At 58.0% G+C, this 23800-nt stretch carries 21 protein-coding genes; 14 read left to right on the top strand and 7 right to left on the bottom strand.

Annotated elements, in window-relative coordinates; translation table 11 throughout:
* Positions 1–200 precede the first annotated feature (200 nt).
* The 7 genes from ABUK73_RS11460 (at position 201) to bacA (ending at position 8167) form a co-directional block, all read left to right on the top strand.
* A complete protein-coding gene (locus ABUK73_RS11460; RefSeq protein WP_353577386.1) occupies positions 201–1580 on the top strand; it encodes a GumC family protein in 1380 nt (459 codons plus the stop codon).
* The gene (locus tag ABUK73_RS11455; protein WP_353577385.1) at positions 1577–2908 is read left to right on the top strand and encodes an O-antigen ligase family protein; all 1332 of its coding nucleotides are present in this window, start codon (positions 1577–1579) and stop codon (positions 2906–2908) included. The genes ABUK73_RS11460 and ABUK73_RS11455 overlap by 4 nt, the downstream gene beginning before the upstream one ends.
* A 98-nt stretch (positions 2909–3006) precedes the next feature.
* The gene (locus tag ABUK73_RS11450; protein WP_353577384.1) at positions 3007–3474 is read left to right on the top strand and encodes an SRPBCC family protein; all 468 of its coding nucleotides are present in this window, start codon (positions 3007–3009) and stop codon (positions 3472–3474) included.
* Positions 3475–3616: 142 nt separating this feature from the next.
* The gene (locus tag ABUK73_RS11445) at positions 3617–4678 is read left to right on the top strand and encodes an LLM class flavin-dependent oxidoreductase (RefSeq protein WP_353577383.1); all 1062 of its coding nucleotides are present in this window, start codon (positions 3617–3619) and stop codon (positions 4676–4678) included.
* Positions 4679–4727: 49 nt separating this feature from the next.
* On the top strand, positions 4728–5480 hold the full coding sequence (map, locus tag ABUK73_RS11440) for a type I methionyl aminopeptidase (RefSeq protein WP_353577382.1): 753 nt from the start codon (positions 4728–4730) through the stop codon (positions 5478–5480).
* 75 nt (positions 5481–5555) lie between these two features.
* Positions 5556–6740 (top strand): MFS transporter, encoded by a 1185-nt coding sequence (locus ABUK73_RS11435; RefSeq protein ID WP_353577381.1) that lies wholly within the window; start codon positions 5556–5558, stop codon positions 6738–6740.
* Positions 6741–6889: 149 nt separating this feature from the next.
* The gene (gene bacA / locus ABUK73_RS11430; RefSeq protein WP_113088464.1) at positions 6890–8167 is read left to right on the top strand and encodes a bacteroid development protein BacA; all 1278 of its coding nucleotides are present in this window, start codon (positions 6890–6892) and stop codon (positions 8165–8167) included.
* Between the two features lie 55 nt (positions 8168–8222).
* On the opposite strand, the gene ABUK73_RS11425 is transcribed toward bacA, so the two are convergent.
* A complete protein-coding gene (locus tag ABUK73_RS11425; protein ID WP_353577380.1) occupies positions 8223–9206 on the bottom strand; it encodes a polysaccharide deacetylase family protein in 984 nt (327 codons plus the stop codon).
* A 136-nt stretch (positions 9207–9342) separates the two neighbouring features.
* Here ABUK73_RS11425 and ABUK73_RS11420 point away from each other — a divergent pair, with 136 nt between their 5' ends.
* From ABUK73_RS11420 to ABUK73_RS11405, 4 genes are all read left to right on the top strand, one after another.
* Positions 9343–9927, top strand: coding sequence for an NnrU family protein (locus ABUK73_RS11420; RefSeq protein ID WP_353577379.1), 585 nt, complete (start codon positions 9343–9345; stop codon positions 9925–9927).
* Positions 9928–10081: 154 nt separating this feature from the next.
* On the top strand, positions 10082–10753 hold the full coding sequence (locus tag ABUK73_RS11415) for a tetratricopeptide repeat protein (RefSeq protein ID WP_113088467.1): 672 nt from the start codon (positions 10082–10084) through the stop codon (positions 10751–10753).
* Between the two features lie 174 nt (positions 10754–10927).
* Positions 10928–12367 (top strand): ribosome biogenesis GTPase Der, encoded by a 1440-nt coding sequence (gene der, locus ABUK73_RS11410; RefSeq protein ID WP_062448760.1) that lies wholly within the window; start codon positions 10928–10930, stop codon positions 12365–12367.
* A gap of 231 nt (positions 12368–12598) precedes the next feature.
* On the top strand, positions 12599–13207 hold the full coding sequence (locus ABUK73_RS11405) for a DUF2026 family protein (RefSeq protein WP_353577378.1): 609 nt from the start codon (positions 12599–12601) through the stop codon (positions 13205–13207).
* Positions 13208–13350: 143 nt separating this feature from the next.
* Here ABUK73_RS11405 and ABUK73_RS11400 read toward each other — a convergent pair whose 3' ends face one another.
* Together ABUK73_RS11400 and ABUK73_RS11395 are read right to left on the bottom strand one after the other, a co-directional pair.
* Positions 13351–14439, bottom strand: a complete 1089-nt coding sequence (locus ABUK73_RS11400; RefSeq protein ID WP_353577377.1) for a bifunctional monoglucosyl/glucuronosyl diacylglycerol synthase — start codon at positions 14437–14439, stop codon at positions 13351–13353.
* A gap of 93 nt (positions 14440–14532) precedes the next feature.
* Positions 14533–15450, bottom strand: a complete 918-nt coding sequence (locus ABUK73_RS11395) for a sugar kinase (protein WP_353577376.1) — start codon at positions 15448–15450, stop codon at positions 14533–14535.
* Positions 15451–15615: 165 nt separating this feature from the next.
* On the opposite strand from ABUK73_RS11395, the gene bglA reads away from it, so the two are divergent.
* Both bglA and aac(6') read left to right on the top strand, forming a co-directional pair.
* Positions 15616–17283: a beta-galactosidase BglA gene (gene bglA / locus ABUK73_RS11390; protein WP_353577375.1), complete on the top strand. Its 1668-nt coding sequence runs from the start codon at positions 15616–15618 to the stop codon at positions 17281–17283.
* Positions 17280–17768 (top strand): aminoglycoside 6'-N-acetyltransferase, encoded by a 489-nt coding sequence (gene aac(6'), locus ABUK73_RS11385; protein ID WP_353577374.1) that lies wholly within the window; start codon positions 17280–17282, stop codon positions 17766–17768. The genes bglA and aac(6') overlap by 4 nt, the downstream gene beginning before the upstream one ends.
* Here the strand turns inward: aac(6') and ABUK73_RS11380 are convergent.
* From ABUK73_RS11380 to ABUK73_RS11370, 3 genes are all read right to left on the bottom strand, one after another.
* Positions 17731–18681, bottom strand: coding sequence for an HD-GYP domain-containing protein (locus ABUK73_RS11380; RefSeq protein WP_353577526.1), 951 nt, complete (start codon positions 18679–18681; stop codon positions 17731–17733). The genes aac(6') and ABUK73_RS11380 overlap by 38 nt on opposite strands.
* Before the next feature lie 97 nt (positions 18682–18778).
* The gene (ade, locus tag ABUK73_RS11375) at positions 18779–20494 is read right to left on the bottom strand and encodes an adenine deaminase (protein ID WP_353577373.1); all 1716 of its coding nucleotides are present in this window, start codon (positions 20492–20494) and stop codon (positions 18779–18781) included.
* A gap of 128 nt (positions 20495–20622) precedes the next feature.
* Positions 20623–21729 carry a branched-chain amino acid ABC transporter substrate-binding protein gene (locus ABUK73_RS11370; RefSeq protein ID WP_353577372.1) on the bottom strand — a complete coding sequence of 369 codons (1107 nt, stop codon included), beginning with the start codon at positions 21727–21729 and terminating at the stop codon, positions 20623–20625.
* 285 nt (positions 21730–22014) lie between these two features.
* Here ABUK73_RS11370 and ABUK73_RS11365 point away from each other — a divergent pair, with 285 nt between their 5' ends.
* Positions 22015–23184: a DUF3095 domain-containing protein gene (locus tag ABUK73_RS11365; protein WP_353577371.1), complete on the top strand. Its 1170-nt coding sequence runs from the start codon at positions 22015–22017 to the stop codon at positions 23182–23184.
* Positions 23185–23292: 108 nt separating this feature from the next.
* Here the strand turns inward: ABUK73_RS11365 and ABUK73_RS11360 are convergent, their stop codons facing one another.
* Complete coding sequence (locus ABUK73_RS11360) at positions 23293–23619, bottom strand: ArsR/SmtB family transcription factor (protein ID WP_113088477.1); 327 nt, start codon at positions 23617–23619, stop codon at positions 23293–23295.
* Positions 23620–23800 lie beyond the last annotated feature (181 nt).

Genomic DNA, 23800 nt, shown 5'->3' with positions numbered 1-23800 from the left:
TCCCGATTGAGGCTCACCCGGTGTGAGGATGATCGGCTGGTATTCGCGAAATCGCGTTCAGGCAACGCTGAAGACAAAAGGCTGGTAACCAGGCGATGTTGGGTAGATTTGCTGCGCTGGTGACGGATCGTTTTTCTCATTTTCTGCCAATGCACAGACGTGATGTCACACCGTCGCGCACCATTTTCAGCGCTGTCTAGATGTCGAGAGCAGCCGAAAACAGCCCTGTATATGATCAGCCTGCTTATAGCGGCTTGATAGGGCTTGCCGATGTCGCGGCAGCCCTGTGGCGCAGAAAACTGCTGATTTTCCTCGTCACCTTGCTCTGCGCCGGCTTGCCTTACGCGTCTTCATTTCTCATGCCCAACTACTACTTCATCTACACGCAGATTTTGCTCGATCCGGATGGGCAGCGCATTTTCGCCACCGATCTGCAAAAGCCGGAGCAGCAGCGCTCTGTCGACTGGTATGTGGTCAGCCAACAGGGCGTCATCGCCTCCGATCTCGTGCTGGGACAGGTGGTGGAGAGTGAAAAGCTTTACGATGACCCGGATTTCGGTGCGGCCTCGCCTTATTATCCCGACAAAGCGCGCAAAACCCAGCTAGCGGTCGAAAAGCTGCGTGATGCCGTTAAGCTCAAGCGTATCGGCGACAGCTACATCATCGAAGTCAAGGTCACCGATACGCAGCCGGAACGGGCCATGCGCATCGCCAACCGGATACCCGATATCTACTTTAAGGAGCGCCAGCAAAGCTCTGCGGATGTTTTTCGCCGGACGGGCAACAGTCTGGCCGAGCAGTTGCAGAGCCTCAAGGCTGCCGTCGAGGCCGCCGACCGCGCGGTGAATGATTATCGTGCCAAAAACAACATAGCTTTGATCGATGGGCAGTCCGATATCGCCGGGCAGGTCACCGAACTCAACAATCAGATATCCGATCTGGCAGGCCAGATTGCAGAGCAGCAGGCCATTGCAGCCGAGCTGGATAAGGCGCGGAAAAACCCTGATTATCGTCCCTCCATACCGGACACCAGTCTGAGCCAGGCAATCGTCCAACTTCGGACCCGCTACGAGCAGAGCAGGGCGGAGCTGAACGCGCTGGCGGCCTCGGTCGGCAGGCGCCATCCAGATTATCAGCAGGCGCAGGAACGCAGCCGCGCCATTGCTGAAATCCTCGATGGCGAGCTGCGCAACCACGCCAATGCCGCCGTGCAGAATGTTCGCACACTGAGAAACCAGAATACCTTGCTGAGCGCGCAGCTGGACAAGCTGAAGGGACAGCTGAACGAGAATGACACCACGATGGTGACGTTGCGCGAGCTGGAGCGAACGCTTGCCTCCAACCGTGCCGTCTACGAAGAGTTCCTATTGAGAACCCGCCAGCTTTCCGAGCAGGCCGGTTCGGCGCAGGAGCAGCCGCGCGTGATCGACGCCGCCGCTTATCCCCTGCGCAGAGCGGGCCCGCCTCACAACACCATCGCTTTCGTGGGTGGCCTGTCCGGCTTCATCCTGATGATGGCTGGCGTTCTTTTGAGAGCCGATCTCCTTTCTGTATCGGCAAGAAAGGGTCTGGCGGCATGAGCAACATCGCGCAATCATCGCCGCATTACGCCCCGCCGCTGGTAGCCGCCAAGGCTGGTTTCAACGGCGCGGTGCCTTGGGCTGCCTTCGTTTTGATCCTGACCTTGCCTTTCATGCAGCTGTTTACGGTCAATTTCGTATTCCCTCTGAAAGTCTTCGAAATCGCCATCATCGTCTGGGGTTTGACGGCGGTTCTCATGTTGCGCATCCACGTCTTCGACGTGCCGGTGCTGATTTTCGGGATTTTGCTGACATTTTATTGCGTGATCGCCCTCACCATCAATCTCAGAATTCTGGACAATGTCGGCAACTTCTCGCATCTGGCGCGCTGGTCGCCGGAGATCGACGGGTTGACGAAAGCCGCCTACCTGCTGATCTGTGTGCTGGGCCTGAACCTCGTGGCCTATGCCGCTTATTTCAAGCCGAAGCTTGCTGTCGATCTGTGGATTATCGGGGCGCTTCTTGCGGCCAGTGTGCATTTCGCACTGTTCCTGATGACGCTGGCTGGGATGTCTCTGCCAAATCTACCCGGCATGCCTGATAACCCGCAAATGATTGACCTTGCGGGCATGCGCCTCTATCGTGCCGCGACCTTTCTGGAAGGCAATTATGCCGGTCCGTTTTTCATCCTGTCCTTTCTGCTGGCGTGCTACAGGTACTACAGATTGCGGGCCTGTCTGCTGCTGACGGCGGCGCTCTTGACCTTCTCGACCACGGCATTGCTGGGTCTGGCTGCGGCTGGTCTGTACTGGATGCTGACCAGCAAGAATGCCATGTCGAAGATCAAGGTCCTGTTGCTGGCTGTACCGCTGCTGTTCGTCGGCGCGCCGTTGCTCGACACCTTCGTTCTGGACAAGATTTCCGACGATAGCGAAAACTCGTCCATCAGTGACCGCACCGCGACAGCGCTGGAAGCCTTGGGCATGTTTCAGAACAATGTCGTCATCGGGGTGGGCATCTCGCAATATGGTTTTGGTGTGCCGGGTCGCACGCGCTGGGATTTCACCCGCAACGATTTTGCCGTGGAAAAGGACAAGGGAATTCCCAACAATGTCTATGCCGAGACATTGTCGGAGCTGGGCCTCATGGGCTTGCTGTTTCTCGGTGCCTTCCTCGTCGCCATTTTCCGCATTATCTGGCGCTGCCCACATCCCCTTTTGCGGGCTGGCGCCTATGCCGTCTTTCTGTTCTGGATATCGTCGCCAACGATTACGCTGATGTATTATTGGGCCTATCTTGGTCTTGTCTGCGGCATTGCGCGATACGAAATGCGTTTGGCCTCGCGCCAGCCAATCGGCGGTCAACGCTCGGCGGTTGTGGCCAAATAATCCCGCGTCAAACGCCAAAAGCGCGTTGTTTTCCGGCTCTTATCGAACATGCTTAAATATTGTATGGTGTCCGCGCTTCATGGGGAGAGGGACAGCCGATGCCGAAGATCGCAGAGCATGAATTGTCGCTAAGCCGCATTATCAACGCCCCGCCAGAAAAGGTTTTCCGGGTCTGGGCCGATCCTGAATTGCTGATCCAGTGGTGGGCGCCGCTGCCCTACCAGACCTCGCAGGCCGTGATAGATCTGCGGCCCGGCGGAGCCTTCAACACGACAATGCACGCGCCGACGGGCGAGATCTACGAGAACCTCGGTGTGTTTCTGGATGTCGTCAACAACAGGCGTCTGGTGTTTACCGATGCGTTTCGCGAAGGCTGGGTCCCGGGCGACAGGCCTTTCATGACCGGTTATGTGACCTTTGAGGATGCCGGAAGCGGTGCGACCAAATATGTGGCTCGTGCCCTGCACTGGACCGCCGAAGACAAGCAGACGCATGAAGACATGGGTTTTGAAGAAGGATGGAATGCAGCCGCAGAGCAGATGGACGCATTGCTGCAACGGCTTTGATCCTGCGTGGTCACGAGCCGGATGCTGGATGACAGTCCTCATGTCATCCCATCTATTTTCTCGAAGCGTTTCTTCCAGATTTTGGGTTTGCCTCGACCCCGTTGCATCCCTATCTCTCAACAAACACCATTGAGGGCTTGGCATGGAACTTGGTCTATACACATTTGCGGATGTCGATCCGAACGCACCAAACGGCAAGGGGCCGGAAGGCGCACGCCGGCTGAAAGACCTGCTGGAGGAAATCGAGCTAGCCGATCAGGTGGGGCTGGATGTGTTTGGCCTTGGCGAACATCATCGCCCAGATTACGCGGTATCGTCACCCTCCACCGTTCTGGCCGCCGCTGCCGTGAAAACCAAGAACATCCGGCTGACGAGCGCGGTGTCCGTGCTGAGTTCGGATGACCCCATCCGTGTGTTCCAGCAGTTTGCGACAGTCGATCTTTTGTCCAATGGCCGGGCAGAAATCATGGCCGGGCGCGGCTCCTTCATCGAGTCCTATCCGCTGTTCGGCTATAATCTCGAAGATTATGATGAGCTTTTCAGCGAGAAGCTGGACCTGCTGCTGGCGCTTCGCGAGAAGGAAATCGTCACATGGTCAGGCACCAAACATCCGCCGATCAATGGTCGTGGTGTTTATCCGCGCCCCTTGCAGGAGCGCCTGCCGGTCTGGATCGCCGTGGGCGGCACGCCGCAATCCGTCGCGCGTGCCGGTGCCATGGGCCTGCCCGTTGCACTGGCCATCATCGGTGGTGAATATCGCCGTTTTGCGCCGCTGTTTGATCTCTATCGCGAGGCCGCGCGCCGCGCCGGGCAGGATGTGACGAAGCAGAAAACCAGCATCAATGTTCACGGCTTCATTGCCGATACGACGGACAAGGCTGCCGACCAGTTCTACGGTCCTCAGGCGGAAGTCATGAACCGCATCGGTCGCGAGCGCGGCTGGGGGCCTACCAACCGCGCCCTTTATGATGTTGCGCGCAGTGCCGAAGGCAATCTCTTCCTTGGCGAACCGGAACTGGTGGCGGAAAAGATCATCAAGGCGCATGGGCTTTTCAGAAATGACCGCTTCCTGCTGCAGATGGCCATCGGCCTGATGCCGCATGAGCAGATCATGCGCGGCATCGAGCTTTACGGCACCAAAGTCGCGCCGATCGTCAGAAAAGAATTGACTGGCAATGCCGATAGGGCGAAAGCCACGGCCTGAACGAACAGGCGGCACCTTAGCTCTGTGGTGCCGCGAGCATGGAACGACAATGGTTATCTCCACCGAAGAAGAACTCGCACAGCTCAAGGATATCGGTCGCATATGCGCATTGGCGATGCAGACCATGGGCGATGCGCTGGAGCCAGGCATCACCACGCTGGAACTGGACGGCATTGGCCGAAAGGTGATGGAAGACAATGGCGCGCAATCTGCGCCGGAATTCTGCTACCAGTTTCCGGGCGCGACCTGCATCAGCGTCAATGAAGAGGTAGCCCACGGCATTCCTGGCCCCCGCATCATCAAGGCGGGCGATCTCGTCAATATCGACGTGTCGGCGGTCAAGGATGGGTTCTTTGGCGATACCGGATCGTCTTTCGCCGTTCCGCCGGTCAAAAAAGAGATCGAGCGCCTGTGCCGGGATGGCAAGCGCGCCATGTGGACCGGTCTTCAGCAGATCAAGTCCGGTCGTCCGCTGGCCGATATCGGCAATGCCATCGGCGCATTTGCCAAGAAGAACCGCTATACGCTGATCACCAACCTCGCCAGCCACGGCATTGGCCGTTCTCTGCATGAGGAGCCGACCGAGCTTGCCACATGGCCGGATAAGGACGAAACCCGCATCATGACCGAAGGCATGGTGTTTACCGTCGAGCCGTTCCTCTCCATGGGTGCCTATTGGGCGGAAGATGGTGACGATGATCCGTGGACGCTGTTCAGCGACCCCAGCGCGCCGACTGTGCAGTTCGAACATACGGTGGTGGCAACCAAGAACGGCCCCCTCATCCTTACACTTGCCGAGTGATCGATCAGGCCCGGTTATCGCTGCGATCAAAATTAGTCGATTGTCGCGTCTGCGGCAGACTGGAATAAGCAGATCATGAACTCCAGTGAACACATGTCCGCTAGCCGTGCCCTTGCGCTCGGCCTTGGTGGTGCGCTTGCCATGGCATCTGCCATGGGCTTCGGGCGTTTTTCCTTTACGCCGATCTTGCCCGGTATGATGGCGGATGTGCCGCTGACGGCGGGGCAGGCGGGCATCATTGCAGCGGGAAATTTTGCCGGTTATCTGGCCGGTGCCATTTTGGCAGCCTATTCCTGGGGCGCGGGGCGGGAGCGTCTGATTGCGCTGTCCGGCCTTTTCTCTACGGCTATCCTGCTGTTTGCCATGGCGGCGTTCAGTTCTGTCGAGGCCTTCACGGTCACTCGCTTCCTGTCGGGTGTCGTCAGTGCACTGACGATGATTTTCACCTCGCAGATCATCATCGGCCACGCGGCAAAGGCGGGAAAAGACCATGTGCAATCCCTGCATTTCGGCGGCGTGGGCGCCGGTATCGCTCTTTCCTCTCTTCTGGTGTTTCTAATCGGCGTCGTTTTCGAGGCTGGCAGCGCATCGTGGCGGGAGGAGTGGATCGCGGGCGGCATCTTTACCCTGCTGTCCTTCGTCTTCGTCTGGCGGGTGCTGCCCGATGGTCCGCCGCGCACGGCGGAAACGAAAGCCGAACCGCCCATTCGCTGGCACATGAAGCTGGCTCTGGTCACGCTCGCTTACGGTCTGTTCGGTTTTGGCTATGTCATTACCGCGACCTTTATCGTGACCATTGCCCGCATGGCTGCGGCGGGCGCTGTCGTCGAGTTTCTCGCGTGGTTCGTCACAGGCTGCGCCGCCGCCGTTTCGCTCTTCGTCTGGAAGCCCGTTTTGCGCAGCATCGGCCTGAAACGCGCCTTTGTGGTTGCGCTTGCCATCGAAGCAATCGGCGTGCTGGCCTCGGTCACATTGCCGCCGGTCATCGGCGTTCTCGTCGGTGGCCTGCTTCTGGGGCTGACCTTCATGGTCATCACCGCTTACGGTCTCCAGCTGGGTCGCGAGTTCTCCGCCGAAAGCCCGCGCCGCGCCTTCGCCTTCATGACCGCCGCTTTCGGTACAGGGCAGATCATCGGGCCGCTGGTGGCTGGCTGGGTGGCGCAGGCAACCGGCAACTTTACCGCACCGACGCTTCTTGCGGTCATGGTGCTCATCTGCAGTATTGTGCTGATGCTGCCGGTGCTACGACGCCCGCATTGACGAAATATCTGAGGGTTAAGCGAGTGCGCTGTCTTACATCTTGGTAAGTTAGCGTTTGTCTCATTGCTGCGCACAAATTTCTGGCCTAGTTTCCCATAAAACTGCTTTGCCAATAATGGCTGACCTCCCAACTCGCGAGAGTTCGAAACGTGTTTCATTCCTTCTTCCCAAAACCCAAACTGTTTTTCACGTCGGCCGTAATCTGGACATTGCTCATGATAGGCCTGTGGTACTCCGGCGCACGTGACTGGGGGAATTCCATAGGATTGCCAGCGTTGCCGCAGGGAGAGCAACCTGTCATTGGGGTGTCCGTTTTCTGGTCACCGCCATTCTTGTGGTTTTATATATACTACACTGTTGCCGTTGCCTTGTTTTCAGCTTTCTGGTTCGTATACAGCCCGCACAGATGGCAGAACTGGTCTATTCTGGGTTCTGCGCTGATCGTCTTTGCAACCTACTTCTCCGTTCAGGTCAGTGTGGCCATGAATGCTTGGTACGGTCCTTATTACGACCTTGTTCAACAGGCTTTGGCTAAGACTGCCCCGGTTACAGCAGAACAACTCTATATGGGACTTGTCGGGGTAACGGGCATTCTGTTCTTCGCCATTACCGTCGGCGTGCTGAACCTCTTTTTTGTCAGCCACTATATCTTCCGCTGGCGCACGGCGATGAACGAATTTTACATGGCCAACTGGGATCGCTTGCGCCACATCGAAGGTGCCTCCCAGCGTGTTCAGGAAGACACGATGCGGTTTTCCAGTACGGTCGAAGGCTTGGGTGTTGGTCTGGTGCGGGCCATTATGACGCTTATCGCGTTCTTGCCCGTCCTGTTCACCTTTTCGGAGACCATTACCGAACTTCCGATCGTTGGTGAAATCCCCCACGCTCTGGTGTGGGCGGCCATTGTCTGGTCGCTGTTCGGTACCGGCTTTCTTGCCCTTGTCGGCATCAAGCTTCCGGGCTTGGAGTTCCGTAACCAGCGCGTCGAGGCGGCCTATCGAAAAGAACTGGTTTACGGCGAAGACCATGAGGAACGCGCCCGGCCTGCAACGGTAGCGGAGCTTTTCTCAAACGTCCGGAAGAACTACTTCCGTCTGTACTTCCACTATATGTACTTCAACGTCGCACGCATTTTCTATCTTCAGGCGGACAATCTCTACAGCCTTATCGTGCTGATCCCTTCCATTGCGGCCGGTAAGGTCACACTCGGCGTCTTCACGCAGATCGGCAACGTCTTCGATCAGGTGCGCGGGTCGTTCCAGTACCTCATCAACTCATGGACGACCATCGTTGAGCTGCTCTCGATCTACAAACGTCTGAAAGCCTTCGAAGCCGCTATCGATGACAAGCCGCTGCCGGAGATCGACCAGCGCTATCTGAAGCGTGAAGCCGAAAGCGGCGAGATGGCTGCCAACAAGCCGACGTGACACAAAAAAGGGTGGCCAAGTGCCACCCTTTTTCTTTCTAAATTGTATGCTGCCATTACCCTTCGGATTTCTGCACCCGACGCGCCTCTATCATCGGCATAGCCTGCGCATACGTCACGCAAGCCACATCCTCTTTCTTGCAGACTTCACGCAGCAGGCGCTCGAATGCGTTCCAATAGGCACCACCGTTCATCTTCACGAAATGGAAGCCGAGCTGGAGGGGTACGCGTTCGCCGTCATATTGCTTGTCGAAGGCGGCGCGGAAGGCTTGGTAGGCGCGCTCTTCGAATTCGGCTGATTTTTCCCTGTTTTCGATGGCCATGGAATGGCGCACGAAGAGGTTATAATCCATGGCGATGATGGCCTTGTTGTTGGGGCCTTCGGGAATGAGCGGCAGACCGAAATGTTCGATGCCGTCTTTCTTGATCGGCCAGGCCGGGCCCTTGGTGATGCTGGTCGCATCATAGACGAAGCCATGCTTCTTCTGCGCCGCGGTCAACGCATCGCCCTGAGAAAGATAGGGCGCGCGAAAACCGTTGATGCCCTTCACCATGTCGCGCCAGCCCTGCGGTTCTTCATCCTTCTTGCCGATCATCTGCCAGGCATTTTCCAGCGTGCTGGTGAAGGTGGTGAATTCGGCGTCCCATTGCTCCGCCGTCCAGCTGCCGCCATCGAAATGACCGCAGGTGTGGTTGGCGATTTCGTTGCCTTCCTGCTTGGCAGCCCAGATGTTGCGAAGGCGCGCTTCCACTTCCTCGATGGATTGGCCGAAACCGACATTGGAGCGACCAGCCTTCTGGCCCGGACCTTGATAGCTCTTGGCGCTGGTCTTGCGGTCCATGACCAAAGTGCAGGCAAGGAAATAAGTGAAATGCGCGCCCACTTCCTTGGCGGTGGCGCGGCTACGTTCCCACAACGAGTTGTCGCCCGCACCGTCAAAGGAGACCATCACCAATTGCTTTGGCTTCTCGGCTGTCTGCGCAAAAGCAGGCAGTGCAACGGAAAGGGATAAACTCAAAACAGCAAAAGAACGAAGCATTATTGACCACATATGTTTGGAAGGCAGGGCTCTTTTGAAGCGGCAATAAGGCGAAGCTTTGATTTGTCTGGCAATTTTGGTTCATTGGCCATAATTCAGTAGCATCTCATTTCCGCATTCGCTCAAGGGGCCATCCATGCTGCTGCTTTTGATCTGTCTTCTGCTGTTCTTTGTCACCCATTCGCTCCGGTTCATCGCGCCGGGTATCCGCGCTGGTATGATTTCGCGGCTGGGTGAGGGGCCTTTCAAGGGCATCTATTCGGTGGTCAGCATCATCGTCATCCTGCTTGTGGCCTATGCCTTTGGTCAGGCGCGGCGGGTCACGGGCATGCTGTATGATCCGCCCATCTGGATGAGCCATATTGCGGTGACCTTGATGCTGTTTGCCATGATCTGTCTTGTGGCAAGCTGCTTGCCCGCTGGGCACATCGTTGCCAAAACCAAACATCCGCTGATCCTCGCCCTTAAAATCTGGGCGTTTTCGCATCTTCTGGCCAATGGAGAGACGTCTTCGGTCATTCTATTCGCCTCGTTTCTCGCATGGGGCGTTGTCATGCGCATTCTGCTGAAGCGGCGGGCGCGGGCAGGCGAGGTGGTGACGCGTCCCTTCGTCTCGGCGCGTTACGATATCATTGCCGTCGTGCTGGGCGTCTTGCTGTGGGCCGCTTTCATCTGGAAGCTGCACGAATGGTTGATCGGTGTTCAGCCTATCGCGATGTAAGAAAGTGACTTTTCCCCTTACATATAAGGGAAAATAGGCTAGAAGGCCGACCAATGATCGTGGTTGGCCTTTTTGCTGGTCGCGACAAAGGGCTTTGGCGTGTCCGCAGACCGAACGAGTGGCAACAGTTCGGTGCGGGTATATGGAGAATTCGATGGCGAACGAGAATGATACCTTCATCCGCGAAGTAAACGAGCAGATCCGCTCGGAGCAGATGAGCAATTTCTGGGGACGGTACGGCATTGTCGTCATCGGTGCCGCTGTGCTGATCGTGCTGAGTGCTGCAGGTGCTGGTATCTATGAATACTGGAACACCACTCGCGCATCCGCTTCCGGCGACCAGTTTGCGAGCGCGCTGAAACTGGCGCAGGAAGGCAAGAACGATGAGGCGCTGAAGGCGTTTTCCGATCTGGAAACGGCGGGCCATGGCTCCTATCCGGTTCTGGCCAAGTTCCGCTCTGCCACGCTTCTGGCGCAGAAGGGTGACGCCGCTGGCGCCATCGCTGCCTTTACCGCTATCGGTAACGACACCAGCGCGCCGCAGGTCTTCCGCGATACCGCCAAGGTCCGCGCTGCATGGCTGCTGGTGGACAACGGCACTTACGAGCAGGTGTCCGCGCAGGCAGAAGTGCTGACGGGCGAAGGCCAGGCCATGCGCAATTCCGCACGCGAGGCGCTCGGTCTTTCCGCGTACAAGGCAGGTGATTTCGTCAAGGCCAAGCAGTGGTTCGAGCAGATCACCGCTGATGTACAGGCACCGCGCAACGTCACCAGCCGCGCACAGATCATGCTCGATAATATTGCCGCATCCGGCAAGGCAGCGTAACAGTCTATCCAATAATCGCCGCTGGCCGGCTGCAAATGGCATTTTCTGCGCTTCCGGTGCTCACGTACTTTGAGTACGCTCCGCTCCGGTTCTCGAAGTCACCATTTTCGCCAGACCAGCAGCAATTCTTGAATAGACTGTGCATCCAGGCCAAAGTTCAGGTTAGGGTTTCCCATGAGTTTCACCGTCGCCATAGTCGGGCGTCCCAATGTCGGCAAGTCCACGCTGTTCAACCGTCTGGTTGGCAAGAAGTTGGCGCTTGTGGACGATACGCCGGGCGTGACCCGCGACCGCCGCCCCGGCGACGCGAAGCTGGTGGATTTGCGCTTTACCATCATCGATACAGCCGGTCTGGAGCAATCCGGGCCGGATACGCTTCAAGGCCGCATGTGGGCGCAGACGGAAGAGGCCATCGAAGAGGCCGATCTGACACTGTTCGTGGTCGATGCCAAATTCGGCCTTACACCTGCTGACCAGACGCTGGGCGAAATGCTGCGCCGTCGCGGCAAGCCTGTGGTGCTGGTGGCCAACAAGTCCGAAGCGCGCGGCTCCGATGGCGGTTTCTACGATGCCTACACGCTCGGCCTCGGTGAACCTTGCCCGATTTCTGCCGAACACGGCCAGGGCATGATCGACCTTCGCGATGCCATCGTTGCCGCCATTGGCGAAGACGTCGCGTTTCCGCCAGAGGATGATTTCGACGAGGCCGAGACCGATGTCGTGCTGCGCCACGGCGACCTTGATGGCGAGGAAGACGAGGACGAAGAAGAGCCGGTCTACGATGAGACCAAGCCGCTACGCGTGGCGATCATCGGTCGCCCGAATGCTGGCAAATCCACGCTCATCAACCGCTATCTTGGTGAAGAGCGCCTGCTGACCGGTCCTGAAGCGGGCATTACCCGAGACAGCATCTCGGTTGAATGGGACTGGCGTGGCCGCACCATCAAGATGTTCGACACAGCAGGCATGCGCCGTAAGGCCCGCGTGACGGAGAAGCTGGAAAAGCTCTCGGTTGCTGATTCTCTACGCTCCATCCGCTTTGCCGAAACCGTGGTCATCGTGTTCGATTCGACCATTCCGTTCGAAAAGCAGGACTTGCAGCTGGTCGATCTCGTCATTCGTGAAGGCCGCGCCGCAGTGCTGGCCTTCAATAAGTGGGATCTGGTCGAAGACCCGCAGGCGTTTCTGGCCGATCTGCGCGAAAAGACCGAGCGGCTGTTGCCACAGGCGCGCGGTATTCGCGCCGTGCCCATGTCTGGCCACACGGGTTATGGTCTTGACCGGTTGATGCAGAATATCATCGACACCGACAAGATCTGGAACCGCCGCATCTCCACCGCCAAGCTCAACAAGTGGCTGGATGCGCAGGTCACCCAGCATCCGCCACCGGCTGTATCCGGTCGTCGTTTGCGCCTGAAATACATGACGCAGGTCAAGGCCCGCCCGCCTGCCTTCATGATCTCCTGCACGCGTCCGGAAGCTATACCGGAATCTTACACGCGCTATCTGGTCAACAATCTGCGCAAGGATTTCGACATGCCGGGCGTTCCGATCCGCGTGCATTATCGCGGCTCGGATAATCCGTTTGAGCACAAGGCGAAGAAGAAGCGGTGATTTTGGCCAACGTCACTAGGTTTGTTGAGGTTGCCGGTCCGTTTCCTTCCCGTCATTCCGGCCTTGAGCCGGAATCCAGCAGCGTCGCGTCTGCGTCGCGAAAGAGTCTTTTGCGATCAAAGACTTGATCGCACTGGATCCCGGATCAGGTCCGGGATGACGGAGTGATATGAACGCTATTCGTAGCAAAATGCGCCGCCACATCTTGGCGCGATTCTCAGGTAAAACACTATGCTGATCAAGCAGACCGATTATCATCGCATCTACCGCGTCATCAACAGCCTGCTGAGCAACGAGAATGCAGACCCTACCACGGCCAGTATGTATTTCAGCACATTCGGTGCGTTCATTCTGGAGCATCATTACAAGGTGAAGGCGAAGCCCAAGGGTGGGCTGGCGGCCTACAATCTTGATGGAAAACGCATTCTGTTTGCGGATCATCGTGACGACGGCCATGTCACCGGTGCGGGCGAGAATTTTCATTGCTGGGTGGAGGCGGATGGCTGGGCCATCGACTTCATGGCGCCTGCCTTTTCGCAGGCCGCGGCTGAACTTGCCGTTCCCGCAAAGATGTTTCAGCGACCGCTGTCATCGATGGCGCCGTCCATCAACGATCTCAACCAATCCGGTGATTTTTTTTATAAATCCGAGCCGGAAGCGACCGCCCGCCGCTTTGCCGATTGGCGCAAGCAGGCCATGATCGGCGATCTGGCCTCGATTGCGGCTGGCTGGTTCCGCAAGTCGCCGAAGCAGATGCAGAGTTCGATTTCCGTTTCGGATCAGTCAAAAGAATCTAGAATCATTCCGCTGTCGGGCAATGCCCTGACAGGCGCGTGGTGATGTGACGGTGATGAAAAAGGACGGCCAGCGTAATCTCGCGGCAGCCGCCTGACGTCAATCAGCAGCCCGACCCCGCTCTATAGATAGCGGCAGTCGCATCCCGACGCGTCTTGTGACAGCCTTGCCCGCTTTCGTCCACAGGCCTATCTCCAAAAAGCATTGAAATTCGCGATATTTCCATCACCCGTTCTCCGAGGATGGGCAAATTCCGGCAATCCACTGCTGGCCGCTGACGTGACATTGTCCAGAAACTGGCGCGACGCCTTTTCCCAGGAATAGGTGCGAGACAGCGCAAGAGCGGCATCCGGTGAGCAATGCAGCGCATTGAGGCAGGCCGTTTGCAGATCGGCGTTCAGCTGCCCTGCATTGGGATGCGCGCCCAGAATGTCGAGAGGGCCGGTCACGGGAAAAGCCGCAACGGGAACGCCGCTTGCCAGCGCTTCGAGGATGGTGTTGCCAAAGGTGTCGGTCTTTGACGGGAACACGAAGACATCCGCCTGCGCATAGGCGGCGGCCAGTTCCTCGCCGGTCTTGACGCCGGTGAAGAGGACGTTGGGGTATTTTTCCTGAAGCTCTGCGCGGGCAGGGCCATCACCAACCACGACTTTCGAGCCCGGCAAATCGAGGTCGAGAAATTCCGGCAGGTTCTTTTCGACAGAAACGCGACCGACCGTCATGAAAATAGGGCGCGGCAGGTCGAAGGGGTCAATCAGTTTCTCGCGCGGGTGAAAGAGGTCGGCATCAATGCCACGGCTCCAGCGTCTGAGGTTCTTGACGCCGCGTGCATCGAGCTCCGTCTCGAGGCTCGGCGTTGCCACCATGCAGGCGCTGCCGCCATTGTGGAACCAGCGCACGAAGGCATAGAGCCAGCTTTCGGGAATAGGGAACCGCGCCGCCACATATTCCGGAAAACGGGTGTGGTAGCTCGTCGAAAAGCGCATGCCGTGCTTGATGCACCAGCGCCGCGCCATGAAGCCAAGTGGCCCTTCCGTAGCGATATGCACATAGGATGGCTGGCTTTTTTCGATGGCGCGCGCCACGCGGCGATAACCGGCAACGGAGAGGCGGATTTCCGGGTAGGTCGGGCAGGGGACAGAATGGAAGTTCTGCGGTGTGACCATGCAGACTTCGACGCCCATGCGCTCCAGTTCTGCATTGGTGTTTTCGATGGATCGCACGACACCGTTGACCTGCGGATGCCATGCATCTGTGACGATGGTTATTCTGGTCATGCCGTGCCGACCCCCGCGCTTGCGAATCCCGGTTGTTGCCGGGCCTTCGCGTGTATGCGACAGGCGTGTTACAGCTTCATGTCAGCGACGGTTTCAGCTCTTGGGCAAAAGCTCCGGCTTTATCAACGCGCCATGGTGGCCGATGACGGTTGCCGCCGCCTTGGCGGCGAAAATGGCGGCGTCTTGCGGCGTGCTGCCCGTGACCAGTCTGGAGAGGAATGCGCCGTTGAAACTGTCGCCCGCGCTGGTCGTATCGATTACCGACACGGCCTGAACGGCGGGCGCATGGCTGCGCTGGCCTTCGAAATCCAGCGTCGCACCCTTCGCGCCGTCTTTCACGACGACATTGGCGACACCCAGCCTGCGATAGCGCGCAATGGTGGCTTCGACATCCGCATCGCCGAAGTTACCGGCCTCGTCATCGAAGCTTGGCATGACCAGCGTTGCCGCGCGCGCACCATCTGAAATGGTGTTCAACATGGTCTGCTTGTCAGCCCACAGGCGCGGGCGGATGTTGGGATCGAACACGACCTGTTTTCCAGACGCCTTGGCGCGGCGCAGTTCGGACAGGAATGTATCGACCGCGTGCGGTGTCGCCAGAATGGCGAGAGTGATGCCGGAGAAATAGATGAGGTCCGCCGCCTCTATCGTGCCGCGCAGATGATCTGCATCAGTGGCAAGCTGGCGGGCGGCGGATGTGCTGCGCCAATAGCTGAAGGTACGCTCGCCGTCCTTGAGGTTGATGAGGTAAAGGCCGGGCGTGCCGCCCTTGATGCGCGTTATGTTGCTGGTTTCAATGCCCGCTTCACCGATGAAGGCCAGCATTTCGGCAGAAAGCGGATCGTCTCCCAGTGCGGTGAAGTAGTCCACCGTCCACTCGGCGGGCAGGCAGGCGCGGGCGTACCATGCGGTGTTCAGCGTATCTCCGGCAAAGCCCTTGCGCAGCAGGCCATCTCCCGCCTGCGAGAGTTCCACCATGCATTCGCCGATAGAAAGAAACCGTCCGCCCACTGCAATTGCCTCCCGAAAATTGACGTTCCGGCATTACGATGCTTGGCGCGTGCTGGCAAGTGCAAGTCATCATATGAGTGTCCCAGTCGCGAAATGGAACGTGATTGCCGTTTACGAATTGAGATGGGCTTTATATGCTCTGCACAAAATCACTGGAGATTGCCCATGTCGGACCCCAACGCCTCCACCCCGAACGTCGTAGAACATGGAGACTGGTGGAGGGGAGCGGTAATCTATCAGGTCTATCCGCGCTCGTTTCAGGATACGACCGGTGATGGTTACGGCGATCTGCCCGGCATCACGAAACGCTTGCCCTATATTTCCTCGCTCGGCGTCGATGGCATCTGGCTTTCGCCTTTCTTCACCTCGCCCATGGCGGATATGGGTTATGATGTGTCCGATTATTGCAATGTCGATCCGCTGTTCGGCACGCTGGCGGATTTCGATGCGCTGATTGCCGAAGCGCACCGGCTGGGGCTGAAGATCATCATCGATCAGGTTATTTCCCATACCTCGGATCAGCACCCATGGTTCAAGGACAGCCGCGCCAGCCACACCAACTCCAAGGCAGACTGGTATGTCTGGGCAGACCCGAAGCCGGACGGTACCGCACCGACCAACTGGCTCTCCGTCTTCGGCGGGCCTGCCTGGGAATGGGATGGCGTGCGCAAGCAATATTACATGCACAATTTCCTCGCTTCCCAGCCGGATTTGAATTTCCACAACACCGAGGTTCAGGATGCGCTGCTGGAAACGGTGCGCTTCTGGCTTGAACGTGGCGTCGATGGTTTCCGCCTCGATACCGTGAACTACTACTTCCACGACAAGCTGCTGCGCGATAACCCGCCGCATGAGCCAGACAGCGACGACGCGGGTCTGGATGCGCCTGACGTCAATCCCTACGGCATGCAGAGCCACATTCACGACAAGACGCAGGTGGAAAACATTGCCTTCCTCCAGCGCTTTCGCGGGCTGCTGGATGAATATCAGGGCCGCATGACGGTGGGCGAGGTGGGCGATGGCGCCCGATCGCTGAAAACCGTCGCCGCCTATACGGCAGATGGTGACAAGCTCAACATGTGCTACACCTTCGACCTTCTGGGCGGGGATTTTTCCGCAGGCCATATTCGCGGTGCGGTGGCCGGGTTTCAGAAAGCCGTTACGGATGGCTGGGTCTGCTGGGCCTTCTCCAACCATGATGTGGTGCGTCATCTCAGCCGCTTTGCCGAGAACAGTGAAGAACAGACGCGCGTCGCCAAGCTTGCTTTCAGCGTGCTGGCCACGCTTCGCGGCTCCATCTGCCTGTATCAGGGCGAGGAACTGGCGCTGACAGAGGCGGAACTGGCCTTTGAGGATTTGCGCGATCCATACGGCATCCGCTTCTGGCCTGCCTTCAAGGGCCGCGATGGATGCCGCACGCCGATGGTGTGGGAAACCGGCAACCCCAATGCAGGCTTCACCACCGCCGAAAAGCCCTGGCTGCCGGTGCCTTACGCCCACGCCATGCTGGCGGCAGACGGGCAGGAGCGCAAGCCGGACTCGGTGCTGAACCATTACAAGGCTGTGCTGGCCTTCCGCCGCAACCACGCAGCCCTGCGTGATGGCGACATGGTGTTTCTGGACACCCAGCAGGATTTACTGGCCTTCACCCGCCACAAGGGCACCGAAACCCTGCTCTTCGTCTTCAACCTGACGCGAGAACCGGTGGAGTTTCTGATCCCCAAGGATTTGAAGGTCAATGAAGTGCTGAGCATGCCGGGCTTCGCGCCGCTGTTCGATGCCGGTACGGTAAAGCTGGATGCGCTGGATGTGTTCTGCGGGAAGCTTGCGTGAGGAGCGAGGTCCTTATTGTTCAGGCAGACGAAACGTCGCTGGATGATTGGGAAAGACTACGCTTCCTCCTGTGGCCGCAAACGTCATTCTCTGGACACCGGGCGGAACTGAATCAGTTTCTTTCGTCGCCAGAGAAGCAAGCTGCTTTCATTGTTTATTCGGAAGTGGGGGGCGCAATCGGTTTCGCTGAGGTCTGCCTGCGTTACGATTACGTCAATGGATGCAATACATCCCCCGTGGCTTTTCTGGAGGGTATTTTCGTCGATGAAGCGCATCGCAGAATGGGCATCGCGCGCGCATTGTTCGAACGGGTGGTGGCTTGGTCGCAGAGCAAAGGTGTGGAGGAACTTGCTTCTGATGCAGGTGTCGAAAATCGCAATTCGCACATCATGCACGAGGCTCTTGGGTTTGAAGAAACCGAAAGGGTCGTCTACTTCCGACGCAAGCTTACAAAATCCCCTTCGTCATCTCAGGGTCTAAGCTGAGAATGAATTGCCAGAGCAGGGTTTTGTCGAACTGGTCTTCGCGGCACATCATCCAGCTCAGCGCCTGTTGTGACGACCAGCCCTTTTTGTAGGGTCGGGTGGAGGTCAGGGCGTCGAAGACGTCGCAGATGGTGCTCATCCGTACTTCGACGCTGATCTGCTCGGCGCCCAGCCTGTCGGGATATCCCTTGCCGTCCAGCCTCTCGTGGTGGGAGCGGCAGATATCGAGAACCAGTTTGGGCATGCTCAAGTGTGAAGACAGCAACTCGTACCCCCGTTCGGGGTGCTGCTCGACGAGCTTGCGTTCCGCCGCATTCAAAGGGCCCTGTTTTTGCAGCACCTGCTTGGGAATAGTCAACTTGCCGATATCGTGCAGGATACCGGCCATGCAGAGATGCTCGATGGTTTCGTCATCCATATGCATGGACCGCCCGAAGTGCAGCAACAGGGCAGCAACGGCAAGCGAATGGACGAAGGTCGCGCTATCACGAAACCGCAAGCGGGACATGCCGATGTAGAGGGAAGGGTTTTCCTCCATGGTGCGTGCCACATCGCTGACCAGCGGCGTAAAGGCTTCAACCGTAATGGTGCGACCCAGGCAGACATCTTCGATTAGCGAGCGGGCTTCCGCAGCGTGGCCGTGGATTTTCCGGGCCGTTTCGAATTTATCCTGCTTGGTTGCCGTGGTGATGTTGCGACAGCCGGACGGATGATAGGAGCTGGAAATATCACGGCCAAGGGCGGTGTTAATGAAGACAGCGCTGATATTGCTGTTGAGGATGATGTCGATTTCCTGGCCGGATCTGACCGTAAAACGCCTGCCGAGTTTTGGGTTGTCCTGCCAGGCGCCTTCGAGTGCCTCGACAAACATGCCAACCTTCAATTGCGACTTATCAATCCTCGTTACGACCACAAGATGCTCCGGCAGTGACACTGCGTCTCCCAGAACTAGTTGTTTAACGTAACTATCTTAATTTAATATGAGTATGTTTTTATATTTGGAATGTCACTTAGAATGACTCCTGGGTCGAGCTGATCAGCGCAAAACGGTCCACATCCACCATGCCCATGTCTGATATCTTCAGATGCGGGATGACCGGCAACGGCAGGAAAGCCACCTGCAGGAAGGGTTCTTCCAGCGTGGTCCCCAGCGCATAGGCTGCCTTGCGTAGATCATGCAGCGTATCGCGCACGGTCTCATAGGGCTCAAGGCTCATCAGGCCTGCGACTGGCAGGGCGATTTCCCCCGTCACCTTGCCGTCTTCCACGACCACGAAACCGCCTTTGATATCGCCGAGCCGGTTTGCGGCCTGGGCCATGTCGTCTTCGCTGACGCCGACAACGCAGATATTGTGGCTGTCATGCCCAACGGTGGAGGCAATCGCACCTTTCTTCAGGCCAAAGCCCTGCACGAAGCCGTTAGCGTGGTTGCCGTTCTTGCCGTGACGCTCGATGACGGCGACTTTGATGATGTCGTTGTTCAGATCGACGCTCGTCTGGTTGCCATCTGAGGGAAGTGTGTAACGCCGATGTTCGGTGATGATCTTGCCGGGCATGACACCGATGACAGGTGTTTCGCCTTCGGTAACGGGAACACCGAAATGCGACGCCTGAACGGGACGCGCCTTGACGCTGTCGAGACCAACGGGTGCAACGGGTTTGCGGGTGGCGAACAGATCGTCTGTGACCCTGCGCCCGCCGGAAAACACCATGCTGGCCTTGCAGTTCTGCAAAGTGTCGATCACGGCAAGATCGGCCCGCCAGCCGGGGGCGACAAGGCCACGGTCCCGCAGCCCGAAGGCCTTGGCAGCCGAAATGGAGGCGGCGCGGTAGATGGCCAGCGGCTCGACGCCATTGGCGATGGCCGTGCGGATCATGTAGTCGAGATGCCCCTGTTCGGCGATATCCAGCGGGTTGCGGTCATCGGTGCAGAGCGCGAGATAGGGCGACAGACGCTCGGTAATGATCGGCATCAGGGAGTGCAGGTCTTTGGACACAGAGCCTTCGCGCACCAGAATGTGCATGCCCTTGCGGATTTTCTCCAGCGCTTCCTTGGCGGTCGTGCATTCATGCTCAGTGCGAATGCCAGCGGACAGATAGCCATTGAGCGCCGTTCCGGACAGCAGCGGCGCGTGGCCATCGATATGCTGGCCCTGAAATGCTTCGAGCTTGGCCATGCAGATCGGGTCTTTATGGATGACGCCAGGGAAATTCATGAACTCGGCAAGGCCGATGACCTTGGGATGATCGCGAAACGGCAGCAGCTTTTCGATCGGCAGATCGGCACCGGATGTTTCCAGATGTGTGGCGGGCACGCAGGAGGACAGCTGCACGCGAATGTCCATGATGGTTTCCAGCGAGGAATCCAGAAAGAACTGAATGCCTTCCGCGCCCAGCACGTTGGCAATCTCATGCGGATCGCAGATCGCGGTCGTTACGCCATAGGGCAGAACGCAGCGGTCGAATTCATGCGGTGTGACCAGCGAGGATTCGATGTGCAGATGCGTATCGATGAAACCGGGAACGACGATCTTGCCGGTGATGTCGATGACCTCGACGCCCTCGTAGCTCTCGCAGGTCCCGATGATGGTATCGCCGCAGATGGCGATGTCGGATGCGACAAGTTCGCCCGTGACGAGGTCGAAAAAGCGACCGCCCTTCAGCACGATGTCGGCCTTCTCGCGGCCCGTTCCCTGGTCGATCCTGCGCTCGAGTGCCGATACCATGCTTCACCTCATTGCGATTCTGCCGTTGCGGCAGAGTAAGCCAGACCAGCGGAGGGCTTGTCCAGCTTGTAAAAATAAAACCGGGCGCGAAGGTCGCACCCGGTCATCTCAATTCTATCCGTCGTGGATTACTCGGCAGAAACGATCTTGCCGTCTTCCCACTTGTAAAGTGCGAATGCCTGCGATGTCAGATCGCCGGTTTTGCCGTAGGTCAGCTTGCCAATGGCGGTTGCAACCGGCTCGCCGGACTTGAGGGCCTTGGCAACGGCTTCGGAGTCTTCTGCGCTGCCAGCCTTTTCGATACCGGCTTTCAGCACTTCAACGGCTGCATAGGCGTTCAGCGTGAAGGCTTCTGCCGGAATGTTGGCGGCCTTCAATGCGTCTGCTGCGGCTTTGGAGTCGGCGCTCTTGGTGGCGTCGGCAGCGTTGGTGAAGATGGTGCCCGCTGCTGCATTGCCGCCAATGCTCCAGAATTCGGAGTTGGACAGGCCGTCGCCGCCGATGACGGTTGCCTTGGCACCGGCGTCTTTCAACTGGCGAACCAGCAGGCCGGCTTCGGGGTGGTAGCCGCCGAAATAGACGACATCGACATTTTCCGACTTCAGACGGGTCGTCAGCGCGCTCAAATCTTTTTCACCCGGCGTCAGGGCATCGTAGAACACTTCGGTCACGCCGCCATCGTTGAGCGTCTTCTTGAAGGAATCTGCCAGGCCTTTGCCATAGGCACCCTTGTCGTGGATGACCGCGATGCGGCGGTCCTTGAGCTGCGCCAGAACCAGCTTGGCAGCCACTTCTGCCTGCTGGTCGTCACGACCGCAGGTGCGCAGCACGTTCCACAGTTCGCGGTTCGTCAGGTCAGGTGCGGTCGCCGTTGGGGTGACCATCAGGATGCCGTTTTCAGCGAAAACGTCGGAAGCGGGAATGGCAACGCCCGAGGTGACGGGACCGACCACGAAACGAATGCCTTCGGCAACCAGCTGGTTTGCGGCGGAAACGCCCTGCTTGGGCTCGCCACCATCATCCGCCAGCTTCAGAACGACCTGCTCGCCCAGAATGCCGCCATTCTTGTTGATGACGTCAACAGCAGTCTGTGCGCCGTTCTTCACCTGATCGCCATAGGCGGCAACCGGACCTGTCAGCGGCGCGATGAGGCCGATGACGATCTCTGCATGGGCCAGCGGTGCGAAAGCAACGGAAGCGGCGAGCGTCAGGCCCGATAAAATCTTGAATTTCATTGCAGTCTCTCCTTGGGTTGGGTCGTCCCCGGTATTTCGGCGGGAGGCCGGGCGCTCGATGCGGCGCAGATCAACCGTTCCTCCGGACGACGAGGTGTCGTTTCATATTTGATTTCCGACATCCTGTTCCCGTCATACCCGCCAGACGCGATTCCGCAAGCCATGTTTGATCCAAAACGGGTGGAATGGCGTAAATCCTCTGTGAGGGCGGGCGCAAAGGCCTCAACTCACCGTCAATCCATATGGCATCTGGCTTTTCGTCGTGTTGAGGAGGATAGTGCCGTCATGACATCGACTGACGACGAATTTCTGAAAGAACTGCCGGTCTTCCTGCATTTTGAGGATGTTGCGGACCCGACTCTCTATCGTGCCCTGCCGGATGGCTGGGCGCTGGCCCTGGCTGACATCATCGATTCCACCGGCGCCATCGATGCCGGGCGATACAAGGCCGTCAACATGGCCGGGGCCGGTGTCATTTCCGGCATTCTCAACGCGCTGGGTCGCCACGATCTGCCCTTCATCTTTGGCGGCGATGGTGCAGCCGTTGCCATTCCACCGTCGCAGGTCGAGGCGGCGCGGGAGGCTTTGTCGAAGGTACAAAGCTGGGTGGCCGACGACATTGGTCTGAAGCTGCGGGCAGCCATCGTGCCGCTTTCCGCCATTCGCGAAAATGGGCTGGATGTGCGCGTGGCGCGGTTTCAAGCCAGCGACGACGTGTCTTACGCCATGTTTTCCGGTGGTGGCAACCACTGGGCCGATGAGCAGATGAAGCAGGGGCTCTATCTGGTCGAAGCCGCTGGCCGTGGTGAACGCCCCGATCTGACCGGGCTGTCCTGCCGCTGGAACCCGATCGAGACGACCCACGGCAAAGTGGTTTCGATCATCGCCTTGCCCGGCCCGGCGGGCGATGCGCTGGCCTTTCGCGAGATCGTCTCGGAGATCGTGGCACTTGCCAGTGAGGACGGGCGCGGCGGGCATCCGATTCCCGTCGATGGGCCACCGCTTGGCTTCATCCGCGAGGGGCTGGTGCTCGAAGCGCGCGCGCTTTCCGCCTACCGTGACAGGATTTCGCAATTGCGAAAGGCGGCGTGGGTGCTGTTTCAAACCGCGCTGATTGCGGTGCTCTACGGCTTGCGAAAGCCGGTGGGGCGGTTCGATCCGGTGCAATACAAGCGCTCGGTCGCCAGCAACACGGATTTCCGTAAATTCGATGACGGGCTGAAAATGACCATTGATGTCGACCCTGAGCGTCTGAAACGGATCAAGTCCCGGCTGGAAGGCGCTGCCCGCGAAGGCATCTGCTATTATGGCCTGCATGAGCAGGACACAGCGCTCGTCACCTGCATCGTACCGTCACCGCTGTCCAAGGATCACATGCACTTCGTTGATGGCGGGGAGGGTGGTTATGCGAGGGCTGCCACCAATCTCAAGGCGCAGATGCTACCCGCCGAATGACGGCAGCAAAAAGCGCCACGCGTTCGATGGAACTCATGGCGCTCAACAGATTTCAACGGGCGTCGGAAGCTTTAATGAAACTTCCGATCCTTGATGTCATGTTGCTGCTTAAGCAGCGGTCTTTTCAGCGTTGGCGGTTGCGGGAGCGCAATAAATCGCTTCCAGCGTCGCCAGGATTTTTTTGACCGATTCCGAGGTGCTGGAATAGTAGATTGTCTGCGCGTCGCGGCGTGTCTTGACCAGTCGCTGTGCACGCAGTTTGGACAGGTGCTGGGAGAGAGCGGACTGGCTGAGGCCGACCTGCGTTGCGAGAACGCCAACTGGCACTTCACCTTCAACGAGACTGCAAAGGATCATCAACCGCTTTGGGTTTGCCATTGCGGAAAGAAGCCCTGCGGCTGCGTTGGACTGTTCTGAAAGAGATTCTGTATTCATATTCTCACTTCTCCTGAGTGAAGCCCGCCCCGGACTGTCTCAATCGCAAAACTAAATGTTATATGGCCTAAGTGTATCAATTCGGTAAGATCGTTGTATATACCTAAATCTAAGGTACAGCCTACTCTTTATTAGCAATGTATGAAATTCGTGTGTTTCCGTGTGTGTGTGCACAAAAATA

The sequence above is a fragment of the Agrobacterium vacciniicorymbosi genome (assembly GCF_040427045.1).
In the GTDB taxonomy this organism is placed as follows: domain Bacteria; phylum Pseudomonadota; class Alphaproteobacteria; order Rhizobiales; family Rhizobiaceae; genus Agrobacterium.
The sequence above is the reverse complement of the archived record's forward strand: the minus strand, read 5'-3'. Positions and strand labels throughout refer to the sequence as shown.

Bases quoted from the DNA above. Each gene is read 5' to 3' on its own strand.
- der (WP_062448760.1), top strand. From the start codon at position 10,928: ATGAGTTTCACCGTCGCCATAGTCGGGCGTCCCAATGTCGGCAAGTCC.
- ABUK73_RS11450 (WP_353577384.1), top strand. From the start codon at position 3,007: ATGCCGAAGATCGCAGAGCATGAATTGTCGCTAAGCCGCATTATCAAC.
- ABUK73_RS11460 (WP_353577386.1), top strand. From the start codon at position 201: ATGTCGAGAGCAGCCGAAAACAGCCCTGTATATGATCAGCCTGCTTAT.
- ade (WP_353577373.1), bottom strand. From the start codon at position 20,494: ATGGTATCGGCACTCGAGCGCAGGATCGACCAGGGAACGGGCCGCGAG.
- ABUK73_RS11425 (WP_353577380.1), bottom strand. From the start codon at position 9,206: ATGCTTCGTTCTTTTGCTGTTTTGAGTTTATCCCTTTCCGTTGCACTG.
- ABUK73_RS11435 (WP_353577381.1), top strand. From the start codon at position 5,556: ATGAACTCCAGTGAACACATGTCCGCTAGCCGTGCCCTTGCGCTCGGC.
- ABUK73_RS11445 (WP_353577383.1), top strand. From the start codon at position 3,617: ATGGAACTTGGTCTATACACATTTGCGGATGTCGATCCGAACGCACCA.
- ABUK73_RS11370 (WP_353577372.1), bottom strand. From the start codon at position 21,729: ATGAAATTCAAGATTTTATCGGGCCTGACGCTCGCCGCTTCCGTTGCT.
- ABUK73_RS11365 (WP_353577371.1), top strand. From the start codon at position 22,015: ATGACATCGACTGACGACGAATTTCTGAAAGAACTGCCGGTCTTCCTG.
- map (WP_353577382.1), top strand. From the start codon at position 4,728: ATGGTTATCTCCACCGAAGAAGAACTCGCACAGCTCAAGGATATCGGT.
- ABUK73_RS11360 (WP_113088477.1), bottom strand. From the start codon at position 23,619: ATGAATACAGAATCTCTTTCAGAACAGTCCAACGCAGCCGCAGGGCTT.
- ABUK73_RS11415 (WP_113088467.1), top strand. From the start codon at position 10,082: ATGGCGAACGAGAATGATACCTTCATCCGCGAAGTAAACGAGCAGATC.
- bglA (WP_353577375.1), top strand. From the start codon at position 15,616: ATGTCGGACCCCAACGCCTCCACCCCGAACGTCGTAGAACATGGAGAC.
- ABUK73_RS11455 (WP_353577385.1), top strand. From the start codon at position 1,577: ATGAGCAACATCGCGCAATCATCGCCGCATTACGCCCCGCCGCTGGTA.
- ABUK73_RS11405 (WP_353577378.1), top strand. From the start codon at position 12,599: ATGCTGATCAAGCAGACCGATTATCATCGCATCTACCGCGTCATCAAC.
- ABUK73_RS11420 (WP_353577379.1), top strand. From the start codon at position 9,343: ATGCTGCTGCTTTTGATCTGTCTTCTGCTGTTCTTTGTCACCCATTCG.
- ABUK73_RS11400 (WP_353577377.1), bottom strand. From the start codon at position 14,439: ATGACCAGAATAACCATCGTCACAGATGCATGGCATCCGCAGGTCAAC.